This window comes from Pseudomonas sp. TUM22785 (genome assembly GCF_028198105.1).
GTDB classification, from domain to species: domain Bacteria; phylum Pseudomonadota; class Gammaproteobacteria; order Pseudomonadales; family Pseudomonadaceae; genus Metapseudomonas; species Metapseudomonas solani.
Map to the genome: position 1 here is coordinate 4,597,707 of NZ_CP116239.1, position 17,294 is coordinate 4,615,000.

At 66.2% G+C, this 17,294-nt stretch carries 19 protein-coding genes and 2 rRNA genes (1 of these 21 only partly in view); 10 read left to right on the plus strand and 11 right to left on the minus strand.

Annotated elements, in window-relative coordinates; translation table 11 throughout:
• Positions 1 to 60: 60 nt before the first annotated feature.
• Positions 61 to 1,035 carry an alpha/beta fold hydrolase gene (locus tag PI990_RS20890; RefSeq protein ID WP_271658333.1) on the minus strand — a complete coding sequence of 325 codons (975 nt, stop codon included), beginning with the start codon at positions 1,033 to 1,035 and terminating at the stop codon, positions 61 to 63.
• 92 nt (positions 1,036 to 1,127) lie between these two features.
• Entirely contained in the window at positions 1,128 to 1,958 is an 831-nt protein-coding gene (locus PI990_RS20895) for an undecaprenyl-diphosphate phosphatase (RefSeq protein WP_271658334.1), read from the minus strand.
• Positions 1,959 to 2,207: 249 nt separating this feature from the next.
• Here PI990_RS20895 and PI990_RS20900 point away from each other — a divergent pair, with 249 nt between their 5' ends.
• The 5 genes from PI990_RS20900 (at position 2,208) to PI990_RS20920 (ending at position 6,227) form a co-directional block, all read left to right on the plus strand.
• A complete protein-coding gene (locus PI990_RS20900; protein WP_271658335.1) occupies positions 2,208 to 3,839 on the plus strand; it encodes a methyl-accepting chemotaxis protein in 1,632 nt (543 codons plus the stop codon).
• A gap of 17 nt (positions 3,840 to 3,856) precedes the next feature.
• On the plus strand, positions 3,857 to 4,462 hold the full coding sequence (locus tag PI990_RS20905) for a hypothetical protein (protein ID WP_271658336.1): 606 nt from the start codon (positions 3,857 to 3,859) through the stop codon (positions 4,460 to 4,462).
• Positions 4,463 to 4,563: 101 nt separating this feature from the next.
• Complete coding sequence (locus tag PI990_RS20910) at positions 4,564 to 5,103, plus strand: hypothetical protein (protein ID WP_021216821.1); 540 nt, start codon at positions 4,564 to 4,566, stop codon at positions 5,101 to 5,103.
• A 39-nt stretch (positions 5,104 to 5,142) separates the two neighbouring features.
• Positions 5,143 to 5,706 carry a nicotinamide riboside transporter PnuC gene (gene pnuC / locus PI990_RS20915; protein ID WP_271658337.1) on the plus strand — a complete coding sequence of 188 codons (564 nt, stop codon included), beginning with the start codon at positions 5,143 to 5,145 and terminating at the stop codon, positions 5,704 to 5,706.
• Positions 5,703 to 6,227: an AAA family ATPase gene (locus tag PI990_RS20920; RefSeq protein ID WP_271661334.1), complete on the plus strand. Its 525-nt coding sequence runs from the start codon at positions 5,703 to 5,705 to the stop codon at positions 6,225 to 6,227. Before pnuC ends, PI990_RS20920 begins: the two co-directional genes overlap by 4 nt.
• Here PI990_RS20920 and PI990_RS20925 read toward each other — a convergent pair.
• Genes PI990_RS20925 through PI990_RS20940 form a run of 4 tightly spaced genes read right to left on the minus strand, consistent with a single transcriptional unit; the run spans position 6,224 to position 8,836 of the window.
• Positions 6,224 to 7,549 carry a sensor histidine kinase gene (locus PI990_RS20925; RefSeq protein WP_271658338.1) on the minus strand — a complete coding sequence of 442 codons (1,326 nt, stop codon included), beginning with the start codon at positions 7,547 to 7,549 and terminating at the stop codon, positions 6,224 to 6,226. The genes PI990_RS20920 and PI990_RS20925 overlap by 4 nt on opposite strands.
• Positions 7,546 to 8,214, minus strand: coding sequence for a response regulator transcription factor (locus tag PI990_RS20930; protein ID WP_021216817.1), 669 nt, complete (start codon positions 8,212 to 8,214; stop codon positions 7,546 to 7,548). The genes PI990_RS20925 and PI990_RS20930 overlap by 4 nt, the downstream gene beginning before the upstream one ends.
• On the minus strand, positions 8,214 to 8,528 hold the full coding sequence (locus PI990_RS20935) for a PepSY domain-containing protein (protein ID WP_184492279.1): 315 nt from the start codon (positions 8,526 to 8,528) through the stop codon (positions 8,214 to 8,216). The genes PI990_RS20930 and PI990_RS20935 overlap by 1 nt, the downstream gene beginning before the upstream one ends.
• A complete protein-coding gene (locus PI990_RS20940) occupies positions 8,528 to 8,836 on the minus strand; it encodes a PepSY domain-containing protein (RefSeq protein WP_021216815.1) in 309 nt (102 codons plus the stop codon). The genes PI990_RS20935 and PI990_RS20940 overlap by 1 nt, the downstream gene beginning before the upstream one ends.
• Before the next feature lie 224 nt (positions 8,837 to 9,060).
• Here PI990_RS20940 and PI990_RS20945 point away from each other — a divergent pair, with 224 nt between their 5' ends.
• From PI990_RS20945 to PI990_RS20955, 3 genes are all read left to right on the plus strand, one after another.
• Positions 9,061 to 10,140 carry a patatin-like phospholipase family protein gene (locus tag PI990_RS20945; protein ID WP_271658339.1) on the plus strand — a complete coding sequence of 360 codons (1,080 nt, stop codon included), beginning with the start codon at positions 9,061 to 9,063 and terminating at the stop codon, positions 10,138 to 10,140.
• A gap of 66 nt (positions 10,141 to 10,206) precedes the next feature.
• The gene (locus tag PI990_RS20950; protein WP_271658340.1) at positions 10,207 to 11,133 is read left to right on the plus strand and encodes a hypothetical protein; all 927 of its coding nucleotides are present in this window, start codon (positions 10,207 to 10,209) and stop codon (positions 11,131 to 11,133) included.
• On the plus strand, positions 11,093 to 11,350 hold the full coding sequence (locus PI990_RS20955) for a DUF5329 family protein (RefSeq protein ID WP_271658341.1): 258 nt from the start codon (positions 11,093 to 11,095) through the stop codon (positions 11,348 to 11,350). Before PI990_RS20950 ends, PI990_RS20955 begins: the two co-directional genes overlap by 41 nt.
• 3 nt (positions 11,351 to 11,353) lie before the next feature.
• On the opposite strand, the gene PI990_RS20960 is transcribed toward PI990_RS20955, so the two are convergent.
• The 3 genes from PI990_RS20960 to hmpA are packed head-to-tail and all read right to left on the minus strand — an operon-like array spanning position 11,354 to position 14,010.
• Complete coding sequence (locus PI990_RS20960) at positions 11,354 to 12,544, minus strand: NnrS family protein (RefSeq protein ID WP_271658342.1); 1,191 nt, start codon at positions 12,542 to 12,544, stop codon at positions 11,354 to 11,356.
• Positions 12,531 to 12,776, minus strand: coding sequence for a transmembrane sensor/regulator PpyR (locus tag PI990_RS20965; protein ID WP_263403610.1), 246 nt, complete (start codon positions 12,774 to 12,776; stop codon positions 12,531 to 12,533). Before PI990_RS20965 ends, PI990_RS20960 begins: the two co-directional genes overlap by 14 nt.
• 52 nt (positions 12,777 to 12,828) lie before the next feature.
• Positions 12,829 to 14,010, minus strand: coding sequence for an NO-inducible flavohemoprotein (gene hmpA / locus PI990_RS20970; RefSeq protein ID WP_271658343.1), 1,182 nt, complete (start codon positions 14,008 to 14,010; stop codon positions 12,829 to 12,831).
• A 155-nt stretch (positions 14,011 to 14,165) separates the two neighbouring features.
• Between hmpA and norR the strand changes: the two genes are divergently transcribed.
• Both norR and queD read left to right on the plus strand, forming a co-directional pair.
• Positions 14,166 to 15,719 carry a nitric oxide reductase transcriptional regulator NorR gene (gene norR / locus PI990_RS20975; protein WP_271658344.1) on the plus strand — a complete coding sequence of 518 codons (1,554 nt, stop codon included), beginning with the start codon at positions 14,166 to 14,168 and terminating at the stop codon, positions 15,717 to 15,719.
• 102 nt (positions 15,720 to 15,821) lie between these two features.
• Positions 15,822 to 16,178: a 6-carboxytetrahydropterin synthase QueD gene (gene queD, locus PI990_RS20980; protein WP_271658345.1), complete on the plus strand. Its 357-nt coding sequence runs from the start codon at positions 15,822 to 15,824 to the stop codon at positions 16,176 to 16,178.
• A gap of 369 nt (positions 16,179 to 16,547) precedes the next feature.
• Here queD and rrf read toward each other — a convergent pair.
• A 5S ribosomal RNA gene (rrf, locus tag PI990_RS20985) occupies positions 16,548 to 16,663 on the minus strand.
• 131 nt (positions 16,664 to 16,794) lie between these two features.
• A 23S ribosomal RNA gene (locus PI990_RS20990) occupies positions 16,795 to 17,294 on the minus strand (it continues 2,392 nt past the right edge of the window).

The following is a 17,294-nucleotide window of genomic DNA, read 5'->3' on the forward strand; positions in this document are numbered from 1 at the left end:
CGATGAGCTCGGTGCCTAACAATCGCGAATGAATTCGCTCCCACCCATCACCCCGGCAGATCAGTTGCCATTCGGATAGTGCCGCGCCAGGAAGCCCAGCAGATGGGCGTTCACCTCGCGCGGCTTTTCGTTCTGCAGCCAGTGCCCGCACTCGGCGATCACATGCTGCTCCAGCGCGGGCACGCTGCGTGGCATGACTTTGATGCTGTGGGCTTCGAGGGTGCCGACCGGGTCCTTGTCGCCGATGAGGAACAACGCCGGCTGCAGCACCTGGCGGCCTTGCAGCGGCTCGGTGCGCTGCCAGCTGCGCTCGAAGTTGCGGTACCAGTTGAGCGCACCGTGGAAGCCGCGCCCCTCGAAGGTCTTCAGGTATTCGGCGAAGGCGGCCTCGTCGCACCAGTCCGGCAGCCGGCCTGGGTCCTGCATGCCATCGAACAGAGTCGCGCCGGCGGGCTTGTCCTGGAGGAAGAAGTCCCGGGGCACGGCGGCGGAGCTGTTGTGCATCATCATCCGCAGGGTGCGCGGGATGTCGGCATCCAGCTCACGCTCGGCGACGCCCGGCGCCTGGAAATAGAGGATGTAGTTGAAGCGGTCGGCGAAGTGCTGACGCATCGCCTCGGTGGCCGGTTGCCGTGGGCGGCCACCAAAGGGCACCGCCATCCCAACCACCGCCTTGACCCGCTGCGGCTCCAGCAGGGCCAGGTGCCAGGCCACCGGGGCGCCCCAGTCGTGGCCGATGACGCAGGCTTCGTGCTGGCCAAGGGCATCCATGGCGGCCTGGATGTCGCCGCAGAGGGTTATCAGGTCATAGGCGGCGGGGTCGACCGGGGCACTGCTGCTGCCGTAGCCGCGCATCTCCGGCACCAGCACCCGGTAGCCGGCGGCCAGCAGCGGCTCGATCTGGTTGCGCCAGGAATGCCAGCATTCCGGGAAGCCGTGCAGCAGCCACAGCGGCCGCCCATCCTCGGGGCCGGCGCAATGCAGGCCAAGGTGGATGCCGTTGACCTCCAGCAGGCGATGTTCGAGCGCGCTCATGGGCTTTCCTTCATCCGTAGCGATGCAGGCGCCCACTATGACAAAGGCGCGCCCGGGGGCACGCCTTTATCGATATCGCGAATGCTCGGGACTCAGCCTTGCGCGGTGGCCCAGTCGATAAGGCCGAACTGCCAGGTGGCGAGGATCAGCAAGCCGAAGCCGATGCGGTACCAGGCGAAGACGGCGTAGCTGTGGTTGCCGATGAACTTGAGCAGGGCGCGCACGGCGATCATCGCGAAGATGAACGAAACCACGAAGCCCAGGGCGAATACCGGCAGGTCCGCCGGCTGGAACAGGTGGCGGTACTTGTAGCCCGAGTAGACCGCCGCGCCGACCATGGTGGGCATGGCGAGGAAGAAGGAGAACTCGGTGGCTGCCTTGCGCGACAGGCCGAACAGCAGCCCGCCGATGATGGTGGCGCCGGAGCGCGAGGTGCCGGGCACCAGCGCCAGGCACTGGGCCAGGCCCACCTTGAGTGCCTGCTTCCAGTTCATGTCATCCACCGTCTCGGCCTGGATCGCATGCTCGCGACGCTCGGCCCACAGCATGATCACCCCGCCGATCACCAGAGCAGTGGCCACGGTTATGGGGTTGAACAGGTAGTGGTGGATCAGGTCGGCGAAGGCCACGCCCAGCACCACGGCCGGGAAGAACGCCACCAGCAGGTTGCCGGTGAAACGCTGAGCACTGCGCTCACGAGGCAGGCCGACCACCACTTCGAAGATCTTGCGCCGGTATTCCCAGACCACGGCGAGGATGGCGCCGAGCTGGATGATGATGTTGAAGGCCTGGAAGCGCTCGCCACCGAAGCCGATCAGGTCAGCGACTATGATCTGGTGGCCGGTGCTGGAGATCGGCAGGAACTCCGTGATGCCTTCGACAACGCCCAGTATCAGGGCCTGAAAGGCCGTCCAAAAATCCATCGGAACTCCCCAAGGCGCGCCAAGCGGCGGCCTGCTCTTGCGAATGTGTAAGTGATGTGGCCCCAGGCGGGTACCGCGCGCGGCTGAGACCAGCCACGAGGACGCGGGTTCCCGGCCGGCGATCCGTTATCAGGTTTGCCGGCCAAGGGCCGAAATGCTATCAGACATGCTATGGATTCGCGCGCGGCAAAGACCGCTCCGGAACGCGCAATCCGCTGCCGAACAATAACAAGCCAGGAGCACCGGACCATGAACCTTCGCAGTCTGCCCATCAGCCGCCGCCTGTGGCTGATCCTCATCGTCTCGGTGTCGATGCTGGTGATCCTCGGGGTGGTGATGCTCCAGCAGATCCACAGCGACCTGCTACACGGCAAAGAACTCAAGACCCAGCACGTGGTGCAGACCGCCGCGGGCGTGTTGCAGCACTTCCAGGCCCAGGAAGCCGCCGGCACCCTGCCCCGCGAAGAGGCGCAGAAGCAGGCCATGCAGGCCATCCGCGCCCTGCGCTACGACAAGAACGACTACTTCTGGATCAACGACCTGACCCCGCGCATGGTCATGCACCCGACCAACCCGAAGCTGGAGGGGCAGGACCTCTCCGGCTACAAGGACCCGGACGGCAAGCCGCTGTTCAACGACATGGTGGCCGTGGCCCGCAGCAAGGGTGCCGGCTTCGTCGACTACCGCTGGCCCAAGCCGGGCGCCAGCGACCCGGTGCCCAAGGTGTCCTACGTGCAATTGTTCGAGCCCTGGGGCTGGGTGATCGGCTCGGGCATCTATATCGACGACATGCAGGACGAGTTCTGGTCCCAGGCCCTGCACGCCTCGGCCATCGGCCTGGTGATCGCCCTGATCATGGCGGTGCTGGTGGTGGTGATTGCCCGCAGCATCACCCGCCCGCTCGAGGAAGTGGTCACCGCCATGGCCGCCATCGCCAGCGGTGAGGGCGACCTGACCAGTGCCCTGGACAACCAGGGGCGCGACGAGATCACCGCGCTGTCCGGCCACTTCAACGCCTTCACCAGCAAGCTGCGCGGGGTCATCCGCCAATCGCTGGACGCAGCCGGCGCGCTGGACCAGGCCGCCGGCTCCCTCGGTGGGATCGCCAGCAACGGCCAACGGCAGAGCGAACAGCAATCCCAGCAGATGGAGCTGGTGGCCACGGCCATCAACGAGGTCACCTATGGCGTGCAGGACGTGGCGAAGAACGCCGAGCACGCCGCCAGTGAAGTGCGCACCGCCGAAGACCAGGCGCGCCTCGGCCAGAGCAACATCGACAGCAGCCTGCGGCAGATCGGCCAGCTGTCCGACACCATCGCCCAGGCGGTGGAGGTGATCCGCTCGCTGGCCGAGGAAAGCTCGCAGATCGGCTCCGTGCTGGAGGTGATCCGCTCCATCGCCGAACAAACCAACCTGCTGGCGCTGAACGCCGCCATCGAAGCCGCCCGCGCCGGCGAACAGGGCCGCGGCTTCGCGGTAGTCGCCGACGAAGTACGCCTGCTGGCCCAGCGCACGCAGAAATCCACTGCCGAGATCCACGGCATGATCGAGCGCCTGCAGGGCAACTCCGAGGCGGCGGTGAAGGTGATCAACGAAAGCAGCCGCGCCTCGCAACTGACCGTTGAGCAGGCCAGCCAGGCCGGCGAGAGCCTGGGGCAGATCGCCCAGTCGCTGCGCAACCTCACCGGGCTCAATGCCTCCATCGCCAGCGCCACCCTGCAACAATCCCACGTGGTGGAAGACATCAACCAGAATGTGACCCAGGCAGCCAGCCTGGCCCATGACAACGCGATGGCTTCAGAGCAGACTAGCGCCGCCAGCCAGCAGCTCAGCCAGCTGGCCGAACAATTGAACCGCTTGTTGAGACAATTCCGCGTTTGAGGACCGGCATGGGCAACATGGAACACCAAGAGGTCGACCTCGGCCAACAGCAGAACCTGGACCTGATCTGGGACCTGGACAGCATCGCCCGCCGCGAGCTGGCCGAGCGCTTCATCCGCCTGTTCGAGAACCGCCTGTGCGTGTACTCCGAGTCCACGCGCCAGCTGTACACCAACTACGGCCTGCACTTCCCCGCCGACCTCGGGCGCAAGATGGTGGTGCTGCCCAACCCCTATGCGTTCCACGACACCCTGCACGGGATCGAGGCCAGCGCGGTGCTCAAGACCGGCCTCTGCGTGCTGCCTGGCGTGGTGCTCGGCAAGCCGGGCCTGCTGCTCAGCACACGCATCGAGGAAGGCGGGCCGAAGCCCAAGACCATGCCCTTCAAGCCGGCGCTGGCGCAGATCATCAGCAACCAGCGCAAGCGCGGCGACGTGTTCCTGCCGATCCTGATGAAGGGCGACCTGCGCGAGTTCGACCAGCAGATGCCTTACATCCACCTGCACCGCCTGCAGGTGCACAAGCTGCCGCACCTCTCCACCTTCGAGCGCGACGACATCCAGCAGAGCATCACTCGCAAGCTGCTGATGCTCTACCGCCAGGCCGACAGCCTGGTCTGCTGAGGCTTGCCCCGGGCGCCCGGTAAACCGGGCAGCAGGGGCAAGACCGGGCATCGCCCTCCTGGCTAGAGTCGACCCACGACCCGCCACGGAAAGCCACCGCCATGCCCTGGTACCTCGAAGCCCCGCTGAGCCTCATCGCCGGCCTGCTGCTGGCCAACTTCATCGAATGGTTCTTCCACAAGCATGTGCTCCACGGCCTGGGCCGGGTGCGCGGGCGCTTCTGGAGCTTCCATTTCCACGAACACCATGGCAACGCCCGCCGCCATGGGTTCCGCGACCCCTGCTACGAACGCTTCCCGCTGGGCCTGCACGCCCAGGGCAAGGAAGCCTGGGCGCTGCTGCTGGCGAGCCTGGCCGCGAGCCCGCTATGGCTGGTGGCGCCCTGGTTCACCGCGACGCTCTGGTACTGCGCGGCGAACTACTACCGCGTGCACCGTCGCTCCCACGAGGACCCGGACTGGGCCCGCAGCCACCTGCCCTGGCACTACGACCACCACATGGGCCCCAACCCCCATGCCAACTGGTGCGTGACCCGGCCCTGGTTCGACCACCTGCTGGGCACCCGCGAGCCCTACCTGGGCACCGAGCGCGAGCGCCAGGACCAGCAACGCCTCGCAACCAGGGCGCCCGCCGCCGGCTGAAGCCGCTACAATCGGCGGCTTATTTCACGAGGGCCGCCCGTGTCGCCACTTGAACTCTTCGCCGCCGCGATCGGCGTGCTGGCCGTCTGGCTCACCACCCGGCAGAACCGCTGGTGCTGGCCCATCGGCCTGGTCATGGTGCTGATCTACGCCTGGATCTTCTTCGAGGTGAAGCTCTACTCCGACATGCTGTTGCAGCTGATCTACGCCGTGCTGCAGCTGTATGGCTGGTGGCAGTGGACCCGGGGCGGAGATCGCCACGAGGGCCGCGAGGTGACGCGCCTGGCACGCAACGGCCTGCTGCTGAGCCTGGCCCTCGGCACCGCCGGCGCCTTGAGCCTGGGTTACCTGATGGCCACCCACACCGACGCCGCCGCGCCCTGGCTGGACGCCGCCCTCACCGCCTTCAGCCTGGTGGCCCAGGTCTGGATGGCGCAGAAGCGCCTGGAATGCTGGGCGCTGTGGATAGTGGTGGACGTGATCTTCGTCGGCCTGTTCATCAGCAAGGCGCTGTACCTGACCGCTGCGCTCTATGTGCTGTTCACCCTGCTGGCCGTGCACGGCTGGCGCCAATGGCGACAGCCGCAGGCGAGCCCGGCATGAAGGTGGTGGTGCTGGCGGGGCCGGAATCCAGTGGCAAGAGCTGGCTGGCAGCTGAACTGCACGCACGCTTCGGCGGCGAGGTGGTCAGTGAGTACGTGCGTGATTTCATCGACGAGCAGCGCCGCGACACCTGCTACGCCGACATCCCCACCATTGCCCGTGGCCAGCTGCAGCGCGAGGACGCGGCCCGCGCCCGGCGCCCTGCCCTGCTGATCCTCGACACCCACCTGCTGAGCAACATGCTCTGGAGCCGCACCCTGTTCGGCGACTGCCCCGCCTGGCTGGAGACCGAGTTGCTGGCACGGCACTACGACCTGCACCTGCTGCTGCGCCCTGAAGGGGTGGAGTGGCTGGGCGATGGCCAGCGCTGCCAGCCGGAGCTGAGCGAACGCCAGGCCTTCTTCAGCGCCAGCCAGGACTGGCTGGTGGCCAACGGGCAGCGCTTCGAGGTGTTGGGCGGTGACTGGCAGGAGCGCCAGCGCCTGGCCCTGGCGGCAGTGGAGCGGTTGCTGGCGGGCTAGGCGCGAGCAACCGGCGCCGGCAGTTCCACCAGCACACGCAGCCCGCCGAGGGGGCTTTCCAGCAAGCGGATGCTGCCGCCCCAGGCGTCGACGATGTCCCGCACGATGCCGAGGCCCAGGCCGTGACCGGCGACCTGTTCGTCCAACCGCGAGCCCCTGTCCAGCACCGATTCGCGCTGCTCCTCGGCGATGCCGGGGCCGTCGTCGTCCACGCTCAGGCGGTAGCCGCCGGCCTGCACGGAGATGGACAGCAGCACCTGGGTCTCAGCCCATTTGCAGGCGTTGTCCAGCAGGTTGCCCAGCAGCTCCAACAGGTCTTCGCGGTCCCAGGGCAGGCGCAGCCCGGCGGCGGCGTCCCAGTCCAGGTCGAGCTGGCTGTCATGGATCATCGACAGGGTGTTGAACAGCCCCGGCAACTCAGCATCGCAATCGAAATGCGCACCCGGCAGCGCTTCCCCGGCCAGGCGCGCGCGGCCCAGCTCCCGGGCCAGGCGTTGCTGGATCTGTTCCAGTTGCTCGGCCAGGGTGGCGCGCAGCTCCGGGTGCGCGCGCAGCTCGTCGCGGGATTCCAGGCTGACCAGCACCGCCAGGGGCGTCTTCAACGCGTGGCCAAGGTTGCCTAGGGCGTTGCGCGAGCGGCGCAGGGTGTCTTCGGTGTGGGCCAGCAGGTGGTTGACCTGGCCCACCAGCGGCTCCAGCTCCAGGGGCACGCGGGCGTCCAGCTCGCTGCGCTGGCCCTGTTGCAGCTGGGCGATCTGCCGGCGCACCCGCTCCAGCGGGCGCAGGGCGCGGCGCACGGTATAGCGCTGCAGGGCGAGCACCAGCAGCAAGGCGGCAGCGCCCAGGGCGACGCCCGTCCACTGCACGCGACGGAAGCTGTCGAGAATGGGCGTGTAGTCCTGGGCCACGGCGATGCTCACCTGGCGGCCGAAGCGGCGGTAGTCACCACGATAGGTCAGCAACTGCTGGTCGTTGGGGCCGGGCAGCAGCTCGGCGGTGAGGCCGGGCCGCTCGGGCATGGCGAGTTCAGCATCCCAGAGGGAGCGCGAGCGCCAGGGTTTGTCATCGATGCGGATCAGGAAGTAGCGCCCGGAATAGGGCTGCTGGTGCACCGGGTTGAGCTTCTGTTCGTCCAGCTGGATGCCGTTGGGCCCGCGCACCAGGGCGGCCAGCAGGCTTTCCGCCTCGCTGCGCAGGTTGCCTTCCAGGTGGCGGCGCAGGCCGTCGTCGAACAGCCACAGGCTGACCTGAGCCAGCAGCAGCCCGACCACCAGCAGCAGGGTCACCAGGCCGATGCTGAGCTGGCGCTGGATGGACCTCACTCGGTGGCACCGGTGAAGCGGTAGCCCTGGCCTCGGCGGGTTTCGATCACGGTGCGGCCGAGCTTGCGCCGCAGGTGGTTGACGTGGACCTCGATGACGTTGGAATCGCGCTCGGTCTCGCCGTCGTAGAGGTGCTCGGCCAGGTGGCTCTTGGACAGCAACTGGCCGGGGTGGAGCATGAAGTAGCGCAGCAGACGGAACTCGGCGGCGGTCAGGTCCACCTCTTCGCCGCCTCGGGTGACGCATTGGCGACCCTCGTCCAGCTGCAGGCCGGCCGCTTCCAGGTGCGGCTGGTTGGCCAGGCCGCGGGCACGGCGCAGCAGCGACTGGATGCGCAGGGCCAGTTCCTCCGGGTGGAAGGGCTTGGTCAGGTAGTCGTCGGCGCCGGCCTTGAGGCCTTCGATACGCTCGGCCCAGGAGTCCCGCGCGGTGAGGATCAGCACCGGCGTGGCCAGGCCGCCGGCACGCCACTCGCGCAGCACGTCGAGGCCGGGGCGCCCGGGCAGCCCGAGGTCCAGCACGATCAGGTCATAGGGCTCGCTGGCGCCCTGGTGGGCGGCGTCGCGGCCGTCGGCCAGCCAATCCACCGCGTACCCCTGGCGGCCGAGCCCGGCCAGCAGTTCGTCCGCCAGGGGTACGTGATCCTCAACCAGCAGCAGGCGCATCAGTCATCTTCCTCGTCCTTCAGGATGCGACCGTCGCGGGCATCCAGTTCCAGTTCCCGCACCACGCCTTCGGTGGTCAGCAGCTCGACTTCGTAGACATAGACATCGTCTTCCTCTTCCAGCTCCGCTTCCAACAAGCGAGCCCCGGGGTACAACCCCAGGGCTCGGTGCAGCAGTTGCTCGAGGGGCATGATCACGCCTTCCTCGCGGAGCTTCAGGGCTTCGTCCTGGTCCAGGTCACGGGCGACCGCTTCGAGGGCGAAGACCGCCAGGACCAGGGCGACGATGCCGCTGTAGCGCATGATCAGTCGCATCAGTCGTCCTGGTGATCCTTGAGGATCTGGCCATTGGTGGCGTCCAGCTCCAGGTCCCACTGCACGCCCTGGGGATCACGCAGTTCCACCTGGTAGATGTAGCGACCGTATTCCTCTTCCAGCTCGGTCTCGTTGACGGTGGAGCCGGGGTGCTTGGCGATGGCGGCGGCGTTGAGCTTCTCGAACGACTGGATGGTGCCGGCGTCGCGCAGCTTCAGGGCTTCGTCCGGCCCAAGGTCACGGGCCTGGGCGATACCGGCAGTGGCAGCGAGGGTGGCGACGGCGAACAGGGCAGTAAGTTTTTTCATGGTGCATCTCCTTGGGGGGATATCTGTCTTCGATGGGTACACCTTAGCGAAGGCCCATTAACTCAAGCTGAATTTACCGCCGCCTCGCTCAGTGCAGTCGATATCCCGGTTTCCGCCAATCATTCCCTGCGCACAGGCATGGGCGCATCATTCACGCGGTGAAGGCGCTTGGACTGGCGGCGCGGGCCACTATAATCGCTGCCTCGCTTTTTTCGGAGGCCCCCATGAGCGCCATTCACATCAAGTCGCCCGCCCTCACCTTGCGCGCCGGCAGCCGTGCCCTGGCACGCATCCGCGAGCGCGGCCTGCAGCCGGCCGACGTGAAGATTCTTCCCGGCGCCGCCGGCGGCCCCAAGGCCCTCGGCATCCAGGGCCTGGACCTGGCGCTGTTCGGCGACTGGCTGCCACGCGCCCCCCAGGAGCGCTCGCTGATCGGCGCCTCCATCGGCTCCTGGCGCTTCGCCAGCGCCTGCCTGCCGGACGCCGCCAAGGGCATCAGCCGCCTGGGCGAGCTGTACACCGCGCAGCGCTTCCCCAAGGGCGTGACCATGGCCGAAGTCAGCCGCCTGTGCGCGCAGATGCTCGACCAGTTGCTGGACGGCCAGGACGAACAGGTGCTGAGCAACCCGCATTACCGCCTCAACGTGGTCGTGGTGAAGAGCCACGGCCTGCTCGCCCATGATCGCCGTGGCGCGCTGGGCCTGGGACTGGGTTCGGTGATCGGCTCCAACCTGCTGGGGCGCCCGCGCCTGGCCCGGCATTTCGAGCGGGTGATCCTGCATGACGGCCGCCTGGCCCCGCCCCTGGCCGCATTGGAAGACTTCCCCTCGCGCTGCCTGGCCCTGGACGCCGGCAACCTGCGCCACGCCCTGCTCGCTTCCGGCTCCATCCCCATGGTGATGGAGGGTGTGCGCGACATCCCCGGCGCCGGCCCCGGCACCTACCGCGACGGCGGCCTGCTCGACTACCACCTCGACCTGCCCTACAGCGGTGACGGCGTGGTGCTCTACCCGCACTTCACCGACAAGGTGATCCCCGGCTGGTTCGACAAGGGCCTGCCCTGGCGCCGTGGCGACGCGGTGCGCCTGCAGGACGTGCTGCTGCTCGCGCCCTCGCGGGCGTACCTGGCCACCCTGCCCCACGGCAAGCTACCGGACCGCAAGGACTTCACCCGCTACCTGGGCGACGACGCCGGCCGCGAGCGCTACTGGCGCAAGGCGATGAGCGAGAGCCAGCGCCTGGGCGACGAGTTCCTCGAACTGGCGGACAGCGGCCGCCTCGCCGAGCGCCTGCAACCGCTCTGATCGGCCCGATTGCCGCGCGGCCTGCCTCGGGGTAGGCTGCCGCGCGACGATTCAGGGAGAGAACCGATGAAGCTCGCCGTCGCCATCATCCATGGCATTGGCAACCAGCAGGACCTGCGTGACGACGACGGCCAGCACAGCTTCGCCCAGGGGCTGATCCGCGGCCTGCGCAAGCGCCTGGGCAGCGACGCGGAGCAGATCGCCTTCCAGAGCTGCTATTGGGCCAGCGTGCTGGACAAGCGCGAGCAGGCCTATCTCGACCGCCTGGAGCGCGAGCCCGTGACCTGGCGCTGGCTGCGCGAAGCGGTGACGCTGTTCCTCGGCGACGCCAGCGGCTACCGCCAGGTCAGCCAGGCCTACGACACCACCTACGAAGAAGTGCACCAGTGCCTGCGCGCCGGCCTCAATGCCCTGCGCGCCCGGGTCGGCCCAACCACGCCGCTGGTGGTGCTGGCCCATTCGCTGGGCGGGCACATCTTCTCCAACTTCGTCTGGGACCAGCAGAAGCTCAATGACACGCCAAGCTGCCCGCGCGACCCGTTCATCGCGCTGGAGACACTGGCCGGGCTGGTCACCTTCGGCTGCAATATCCCCCTGTTCACCTTCGCCTACGATCCCGTGCAACCCATCCGCTTCCCCGGCCATTGCCTGGAGGAGCGGGTGCGCGAACAGGCGCGCTGGCTGAATGTCTATGCCCCGGCAGATGCGCTCGGCTACCCGCTGCGGCCCCTGCAGAACTACGCTGCCGTCGTGCAGGAGGACCGCGCCATGCCGGTCGGCCCCTGGTACAAGCGGCACACACCCCTGAGCCATATGGAGTATTGGGAAGATGCGCGTTTTCACCGTTACCTGGCAGGCCATCTGCGCCAGTTGCTTGCTGCTTGCGATGAGCCCCAGCCAGGCGGCGCCGGACGCCCGGAGCCAGCAGGAGATAGCGGGGCTGCTGACGTTCGTGGCGTCGAGTGGCTGCCTGTTCATCCGCAACGGCAGTGAGTACGAAGCCACTGAGGCTCGCGACCACCTGAAGAAGAAGCTCGACTACCTGGAAGACAAGGGCCTGGTGGATTCCAGCGAGGACTTCATCGCCCGCGCCGCCACCGAGAGCAGCATGAGCGGCAAGCCGTACAAGGTGCGCTGCAACGGCCAGGAACAGCTCTCCGCCGAGTGGCTGAAGGACGAGCTGGCGCGCCTGCGCGCAGCCCGGCCCTGAGCCTCAACCCGGCTGGCCGTCCACCCGCGCGCGGCAGAACATCGGCGCATAGTGCGCCAGGAACAGCGCGAAGGCGGCCAGCCAGCAGATACCGGCCAGGGGCAGTGCCAGGTTCGGCAGCAGCCCCGGCAGGAACACCCGCGCCACCGCACCGCAATTGACCAAAGCGAAGGCGACGCCCATCGCCTTCGGCGGAGACAGCGGCCGACCGGTATGGCCGAGGCTGACGCGGGCCAGCATCGCCAGAATCAGCCCTCCCATCGCCCCGACCGCCAACGCGTGCAGCGGCAGGCTCGGGTTGCCCAGCAGCCCCAGGTGCCACAGCGCTTGCCCGAACGGCGCCACCACCAGCCAGGCGAAGGCCAGGTGCAGCGACCAGAGCAGCGGTACACGCCAGATACCCGCGTCATACCAACGTGCCAGGCGCACGGCATTGCCCAGTGCCAGGCAGGCGAACGGCAGCGCCACCCAGGGGCTGGCTTTCAGCGCCAGGCCCGAGGCGGTCAGCACGGCCACCAACAGAGCGCACCCGAGGGTGGCGCGATCCAGCCACGGCAGCGCTTTCACCTGCTGGGTGAGGCCCAGGCCACGCTGGGTGAAGAAGGGAATCACCCGCCCACCGATCAGGCCCATCAGCGCCGCGATCAGCCACATCGCTGCGAGCACGCCATGGCGCTGCAGGCCGTCGTCGCCCAGTGCCAGGCCGGTCAATACCAGGGCATCGGCGCTGCCGAGCAGGAGCAATACGGCCACCACCGGGTAGTTGTTGCGCTGGCGCACCTGCCACAGGCTGCGGCCGATAACGAAGGCCAGCAGCGGCAGGAAAGCGGCTTGCAAGGGGACCAGCATGACCAGCGGTGCGCCCAGCAACCACGCCAGGCGCGCGGCGAGCCAGAGTGCGGCGAGCAGCATCAGCGGGCGACCAGAAAGCCCCGCCCTGCCCGTCCAGTTCTGCACGGCGGTGAGCAGGAAGCCGGCGATGATGGCGACGCCGAAACCGAAGGGCATTTCATGGCGATGCCAGGCCAGCCAGCCACCCACGGGTTGCCAGACGGCAAGATGGCCGGCGAGCGCGGCGATCCAAAGGGCGATGGCGATCAGCGCGAAGAGCCCGCCGGCGAGGAAGAAGGGGCGGAAGCCAAGGCGCCAGAGCGGCGCGATGGCCAGTTCCCGTTTACGGTCACGCAACTGCATGGAGCGCCTCCTTGCGCAGTTGGTATTGGGCGGTGAGGCGCATCACGTAGCCAAGCTTCAGCAGCGTGGGCCCGAAGATGACCATGCCGTGGAAGGCGATCAGCGGCAGCAGGCCGAAGAACTGGTCGAGCATGTAGCCGCACAGGATACCGACCAGCAGCATGATCAGGCCAACCCACAGTACCTGGTTGGCGAAGCGCAGAAGAGCGTCGGGGGAGTTGAAGAAGGTCATGGTGGTTTCCTCGTTCAAGGCCCGGCGCCTCGTGAGCGCCGGGCGGGGTCGATCAGCTGTCGAGGGCACTGGCGGGCCCGAAGAACTCGTAGTGGCATTGCTCGCCGGGCACGCCCAGCGCCTTCAGGTGCTTCTTCACCTGGGCCATGAAGGGCTTGGGCCCGAGGAAGTAGGCGTCCAGGTCGCGCTCGGCCGGCAGCCAGCCCGCCAGGCGCTCGTGGGTGAGGAAGCCGGTGCCGTCGGAGCGATCGCTTTCGGCCGGCTCGCTGTAGCAGACGAAGTGCTGGAGGTTCGGGCGCCGGGCGGCAATCTCTTCCACCCAGTCGCGGAAGGCGTGTACCGCCCCGTTGCGCGCGCAATGGATGAAGTGGATCGGCCGGTCGCTGTGCTGCGCCACTTCGAGCATCGCCAATGCGGGGGTGATACCGACACCCGCCGTGATCAGTACCAGGGGTTTGCGGCTGGGGCGCAGGACGAAATCGCCGGCCGGCGCGAACAGTTCGACGCGATCGCCTTCGACGATATGGTCGTGGAGGAAGTTGGAGACCTTGCCGCCCTTTTCGCGCTTGACGCTGATGCGGTAGGAGCGGTCATTGGCGGCAGCGGACAGGGAGTAGTTACGGCGCGCTTCTTCGCCATCGATTTCCAGGCGCAGGCCGATGAACTGGCCGGGTGCGAAATCCAGCACCGCACCACCGTCTTCGGGCACCAGGTGGAAGGAGGTGATCTCCTCGCTCTCCGCGACCTTGCGCTCGACGATGAAGCCGCGCGCGCCGCGCCAGCCACCAGGGGCTTCGGCGCTGGCGGCATAGATTTCCTCTTCCGAGCCGATCAACAGGCCGGCGAGCAGCTCATAGGCTTGGGCCCAGGCGTCTATGACTTCGTCCGTGGCGATGTCTTCACCCAATACTTCACGGATGGAGCGCAGCAGGCAGTCGCCGACGATCGGGTAGTGCTCGGGGAGGATCTGCAGGGCGACGTGCTTGGCGACGATGCGGCTGACCAGCGGGCCGAGCACTTCGAGTTGGTCGATATGACGGGCATACATCAGTACACCGTTGGCGAGGGCGCGAGCCTGGTCGCCGCTGGCCTGGTGGGCCTGGTTGAACAGGGGACGCACTTGCGGATACTCGGTGAGCATCATCTTGTAGAAGTGGCTGGTAAGGGCTTCGCCACCGGTCTCCAGCAGGGGGACGGTGGATTTGACGATTGCACGCACTTGGCTGGACAGCATGGTTGGACTCCGTTTTTTTAGATGGGTCTGAATCACGCTGTAGGTATTACATCTTCCGTGCCATATTTTAATTTCTTTAAAATCAATCACTTGTAGTTCTATGAGTTGTTTTGACTACAATCAATTTCGAGTCAATCCGACATCAAGAAGTCAATATGACAACTCCATCCTTGCTGCAGACGCTCATCCCTCTGGTGACCGACCTTTCTCGCGACCTGCCGGAGCGCGAACGCTATCGCCGCCTCCTTGGCGCATTGCGCGACCTGCTGCCTTGCGACGCCACCGCCCTGTTGCAGCTCGACGGCGAACAACTGGTGCCACTCGCAGTGGACGGGCTAAGCGCAGATACCTTGGGGCGGCGTTTCAAGGTATCCGAACACCCGCGCCTGCAGGCGCTGCTGGAGAATCGCGGGCCGACCCGTTTCCCGGCCGATTGCGATTTGCCCGATCCCTACGACGGCCTGGTGGAAGGCCATCTGGAGCACCTGGAAGTACACGACTGCCTTGGCTGCCCGCTGTTTCTGGATGACCGCCCCTGGGGCCTGCTGACGCTGGATGCATTGAACCCATCGCGCTTCTCCAGCGAGGACCTGCAAACCCTGGAGCACTTCGCCAGCTTGGCAGCCGCCACGGTGAAAGCAGCCGAGCGTATGCACGGCCTGGAACGCCTCGCAGCGGACGAGCAGCAGCGGGCGGAGGTCTATCGCCAGGCCGCTGGGCAGGTACGGCCGCAGGAAATGATCGGCCAGAGCCCCGCGCACAAGGCGCTGGTGGAGGAGATCGCCGTGGTCGGCGGCAGTGAGCTAACGGTGTTGATCAGCGGAGAAACGGGTGTCGGCAAGGAGTTGGTGGCCCAGGCGATCCACGCCAAGTCGCCACGCAACAACCAGCCCCTCATCAGCCTCAACTGCGCAGCCTTGCCGGACACCCTGGTGGAGAGCGAACTGTTCGGCCATGTGCGTGGCGCCTTCTCTGGCGCAGTGGGCGACAGGCGCGGCAAGTTCGAGCTGGCCGACGGTGGCAGCCTGTTCCTCGACGAGGTCGGCGAGCTGCCCCTGGCGATCCAGGCGAAGCTGCTGCGGGTGTTACAGAGTGGCCAGTTGCAACGGGTGGGTTCGGATCGCGAGCATCGGGTGAACGTCCGGGTGATCGCCGCCACCAACCGCGACCTGGCCGAGGAAGTTCGCCATGGCCGCTTCCGCGCCGATCTCTATCACCGCCTCAGCGTCTACCCCATGCGCGTGCCGCCGCTGCGTGATCGTGGCCGTGATGTACTGCTGCTCGCCGGTTTCTTCCTGGAGAACAACCGCGCTCAACTGGGGCTGCGTAGCTTGCGCCTCAGCCAGGACGCGCAAGCCGCCCTCCTCGGCTATGACTGGCCGGGCAACGTACGGGAGCTGGAACACCTGATCGGGCGGGCGGGACTCAAGGCGCGGGTGTCGCAGCCGGATCGGCCACGCATCCTCACCCTGACGGCAGCGGACCTGGCATTACCGAGCTCGGGAACACCTGCGCAGATGAACGAGACGGTCGTCGAAGAGCTGCCAGCCGCTGTCGGCGATCTACGCGCGGCGGTGGATGTCTATCAGCAGCGACTGGTGACCGCAGCGCTGGAGCGCAACGAAGGCAACTGGGCCGCAGCCGCTCGGGAGCTGGGACTGGATCGCGCCAACCTGCTGCGCCTGGCCAAGCGCCTGGGCATCAAGTGACGGTGAGACGGCTCGTCCGGTGGGCGGTAAAGGGTAGGAGGAACTGGTAAACTCCCGCCCCTTCCAGGCCGGTACCGGGCCGTCATCTTCAGAGCGTCACCTGTGGAACTCTTTAAAGAATTCATTTTCGAGGCGGCTCATCGCCTCCCTCACGTCCCCGCCGGCCACAAGTGCGGGCGTCTGCACGGCCACTCCTTCCGCGTCGCCATCTACATCGAAGGCGAAGTCGATCCCTATACCGGCTGGATACGCGACTTCTCCGAGATCAAGGCGATCTTCAAGCCGCTCTATGAGCAGCTCGATCACAACTACCTGAACGACATCCCCGGCCTGGAGAACCCCACCAGCGAAGTGCTCGCCACGTGGATCTGGCAACAGCTCAAGCCGCTGCTTCCCGAGCTCAGCCGCGTGCGCATCCACGAGACCTGCACCAGTGGTTGCGAGTATCGCGGCGACTGACCCTTCTCCTGCGCAAATACAAAAGGCCACCCTTGGGTGGCCTTTTTGTTGTGCGTAGATTCTGCCAATCACATCGCCTGTGAACCGGGGCGTGGACCGGACGTAGCCCGGACTTCAATCCGGGGGCTCTTCGACTCAGCGGACATAACGGGATCGGCTGCAGCAAGGCTCATAGGCATGGCAGCCCTGCGGACTGCTTGGCGACTGAAGTCGCCCCTACAAGTCGCCCTGGCAAGCCGTGCCATTGCACCTTGGCCTCCATTCTTGGACCGTCCGCGTTGCCAGGGCTTTATATCGCCGCACCAACTTTTCCGTCGCGCAAAGTCAAACCCCCGACCTTCTTGCGAAGATCGGGGGTTTGGTATAGGTGCTTGACGATGACCTACTCTCACATGGAGAAACTCCACACTACCATCGGCGATGCATCGTTTCACTACTGAGTTCGGGATGGGATCAGGTGGTTCCAACGCTCTATGGTCGTCAAGCAATTCGGTTGGGGTATCGTCTAGGACGCGACCCCGAATGGGTATGTGATAAGGCTTTGCAAGTTCTGGCCAATTTTCGGCTAAGTCGACTTCACCTTATAACAACAATCGTCAGATTGTTTGGGTGTTATATGGTCAAGCCTCACGGGCAATTAGTATTGGTTAGCTCAACGCCTCACAGCGCTTACACACCCAACCTATCAACGTCGTAGTCTTCGACGGCCCTTCAGGGAGCTCAAGGCTCCAGTGAGATCTCATCTTGAGGCGAGTTTCCCGCTTAGATGCTTTCAGCGGTTATCTCTTCCGAACGTAGCTACCCGGCAATGCCACTGGCGTGACAACCGGAACACCAGAGGTTCGTCCACTCCGGTCCTCTCGTACTAGGAGCAGCCCCTCTCAAATCTCAAACGTCCACGGCAGATAGGGACCGAACTGTCTCACGACGTTCTAAACCCAGCTCGCGTACCACTTTAAATGGCGAACAGCCATACCCTTGGGACCGGCTTCAGCCCCAGGATGTGATGAGCCGACATCGAGGTGCCAAACACCGCCGTCGATATGAACTCTTGGGCGGTATCAGCCTGTTATCCCCGGAGTACCTTTTATCCGTTGAGCGATGGCCCTTCCATAC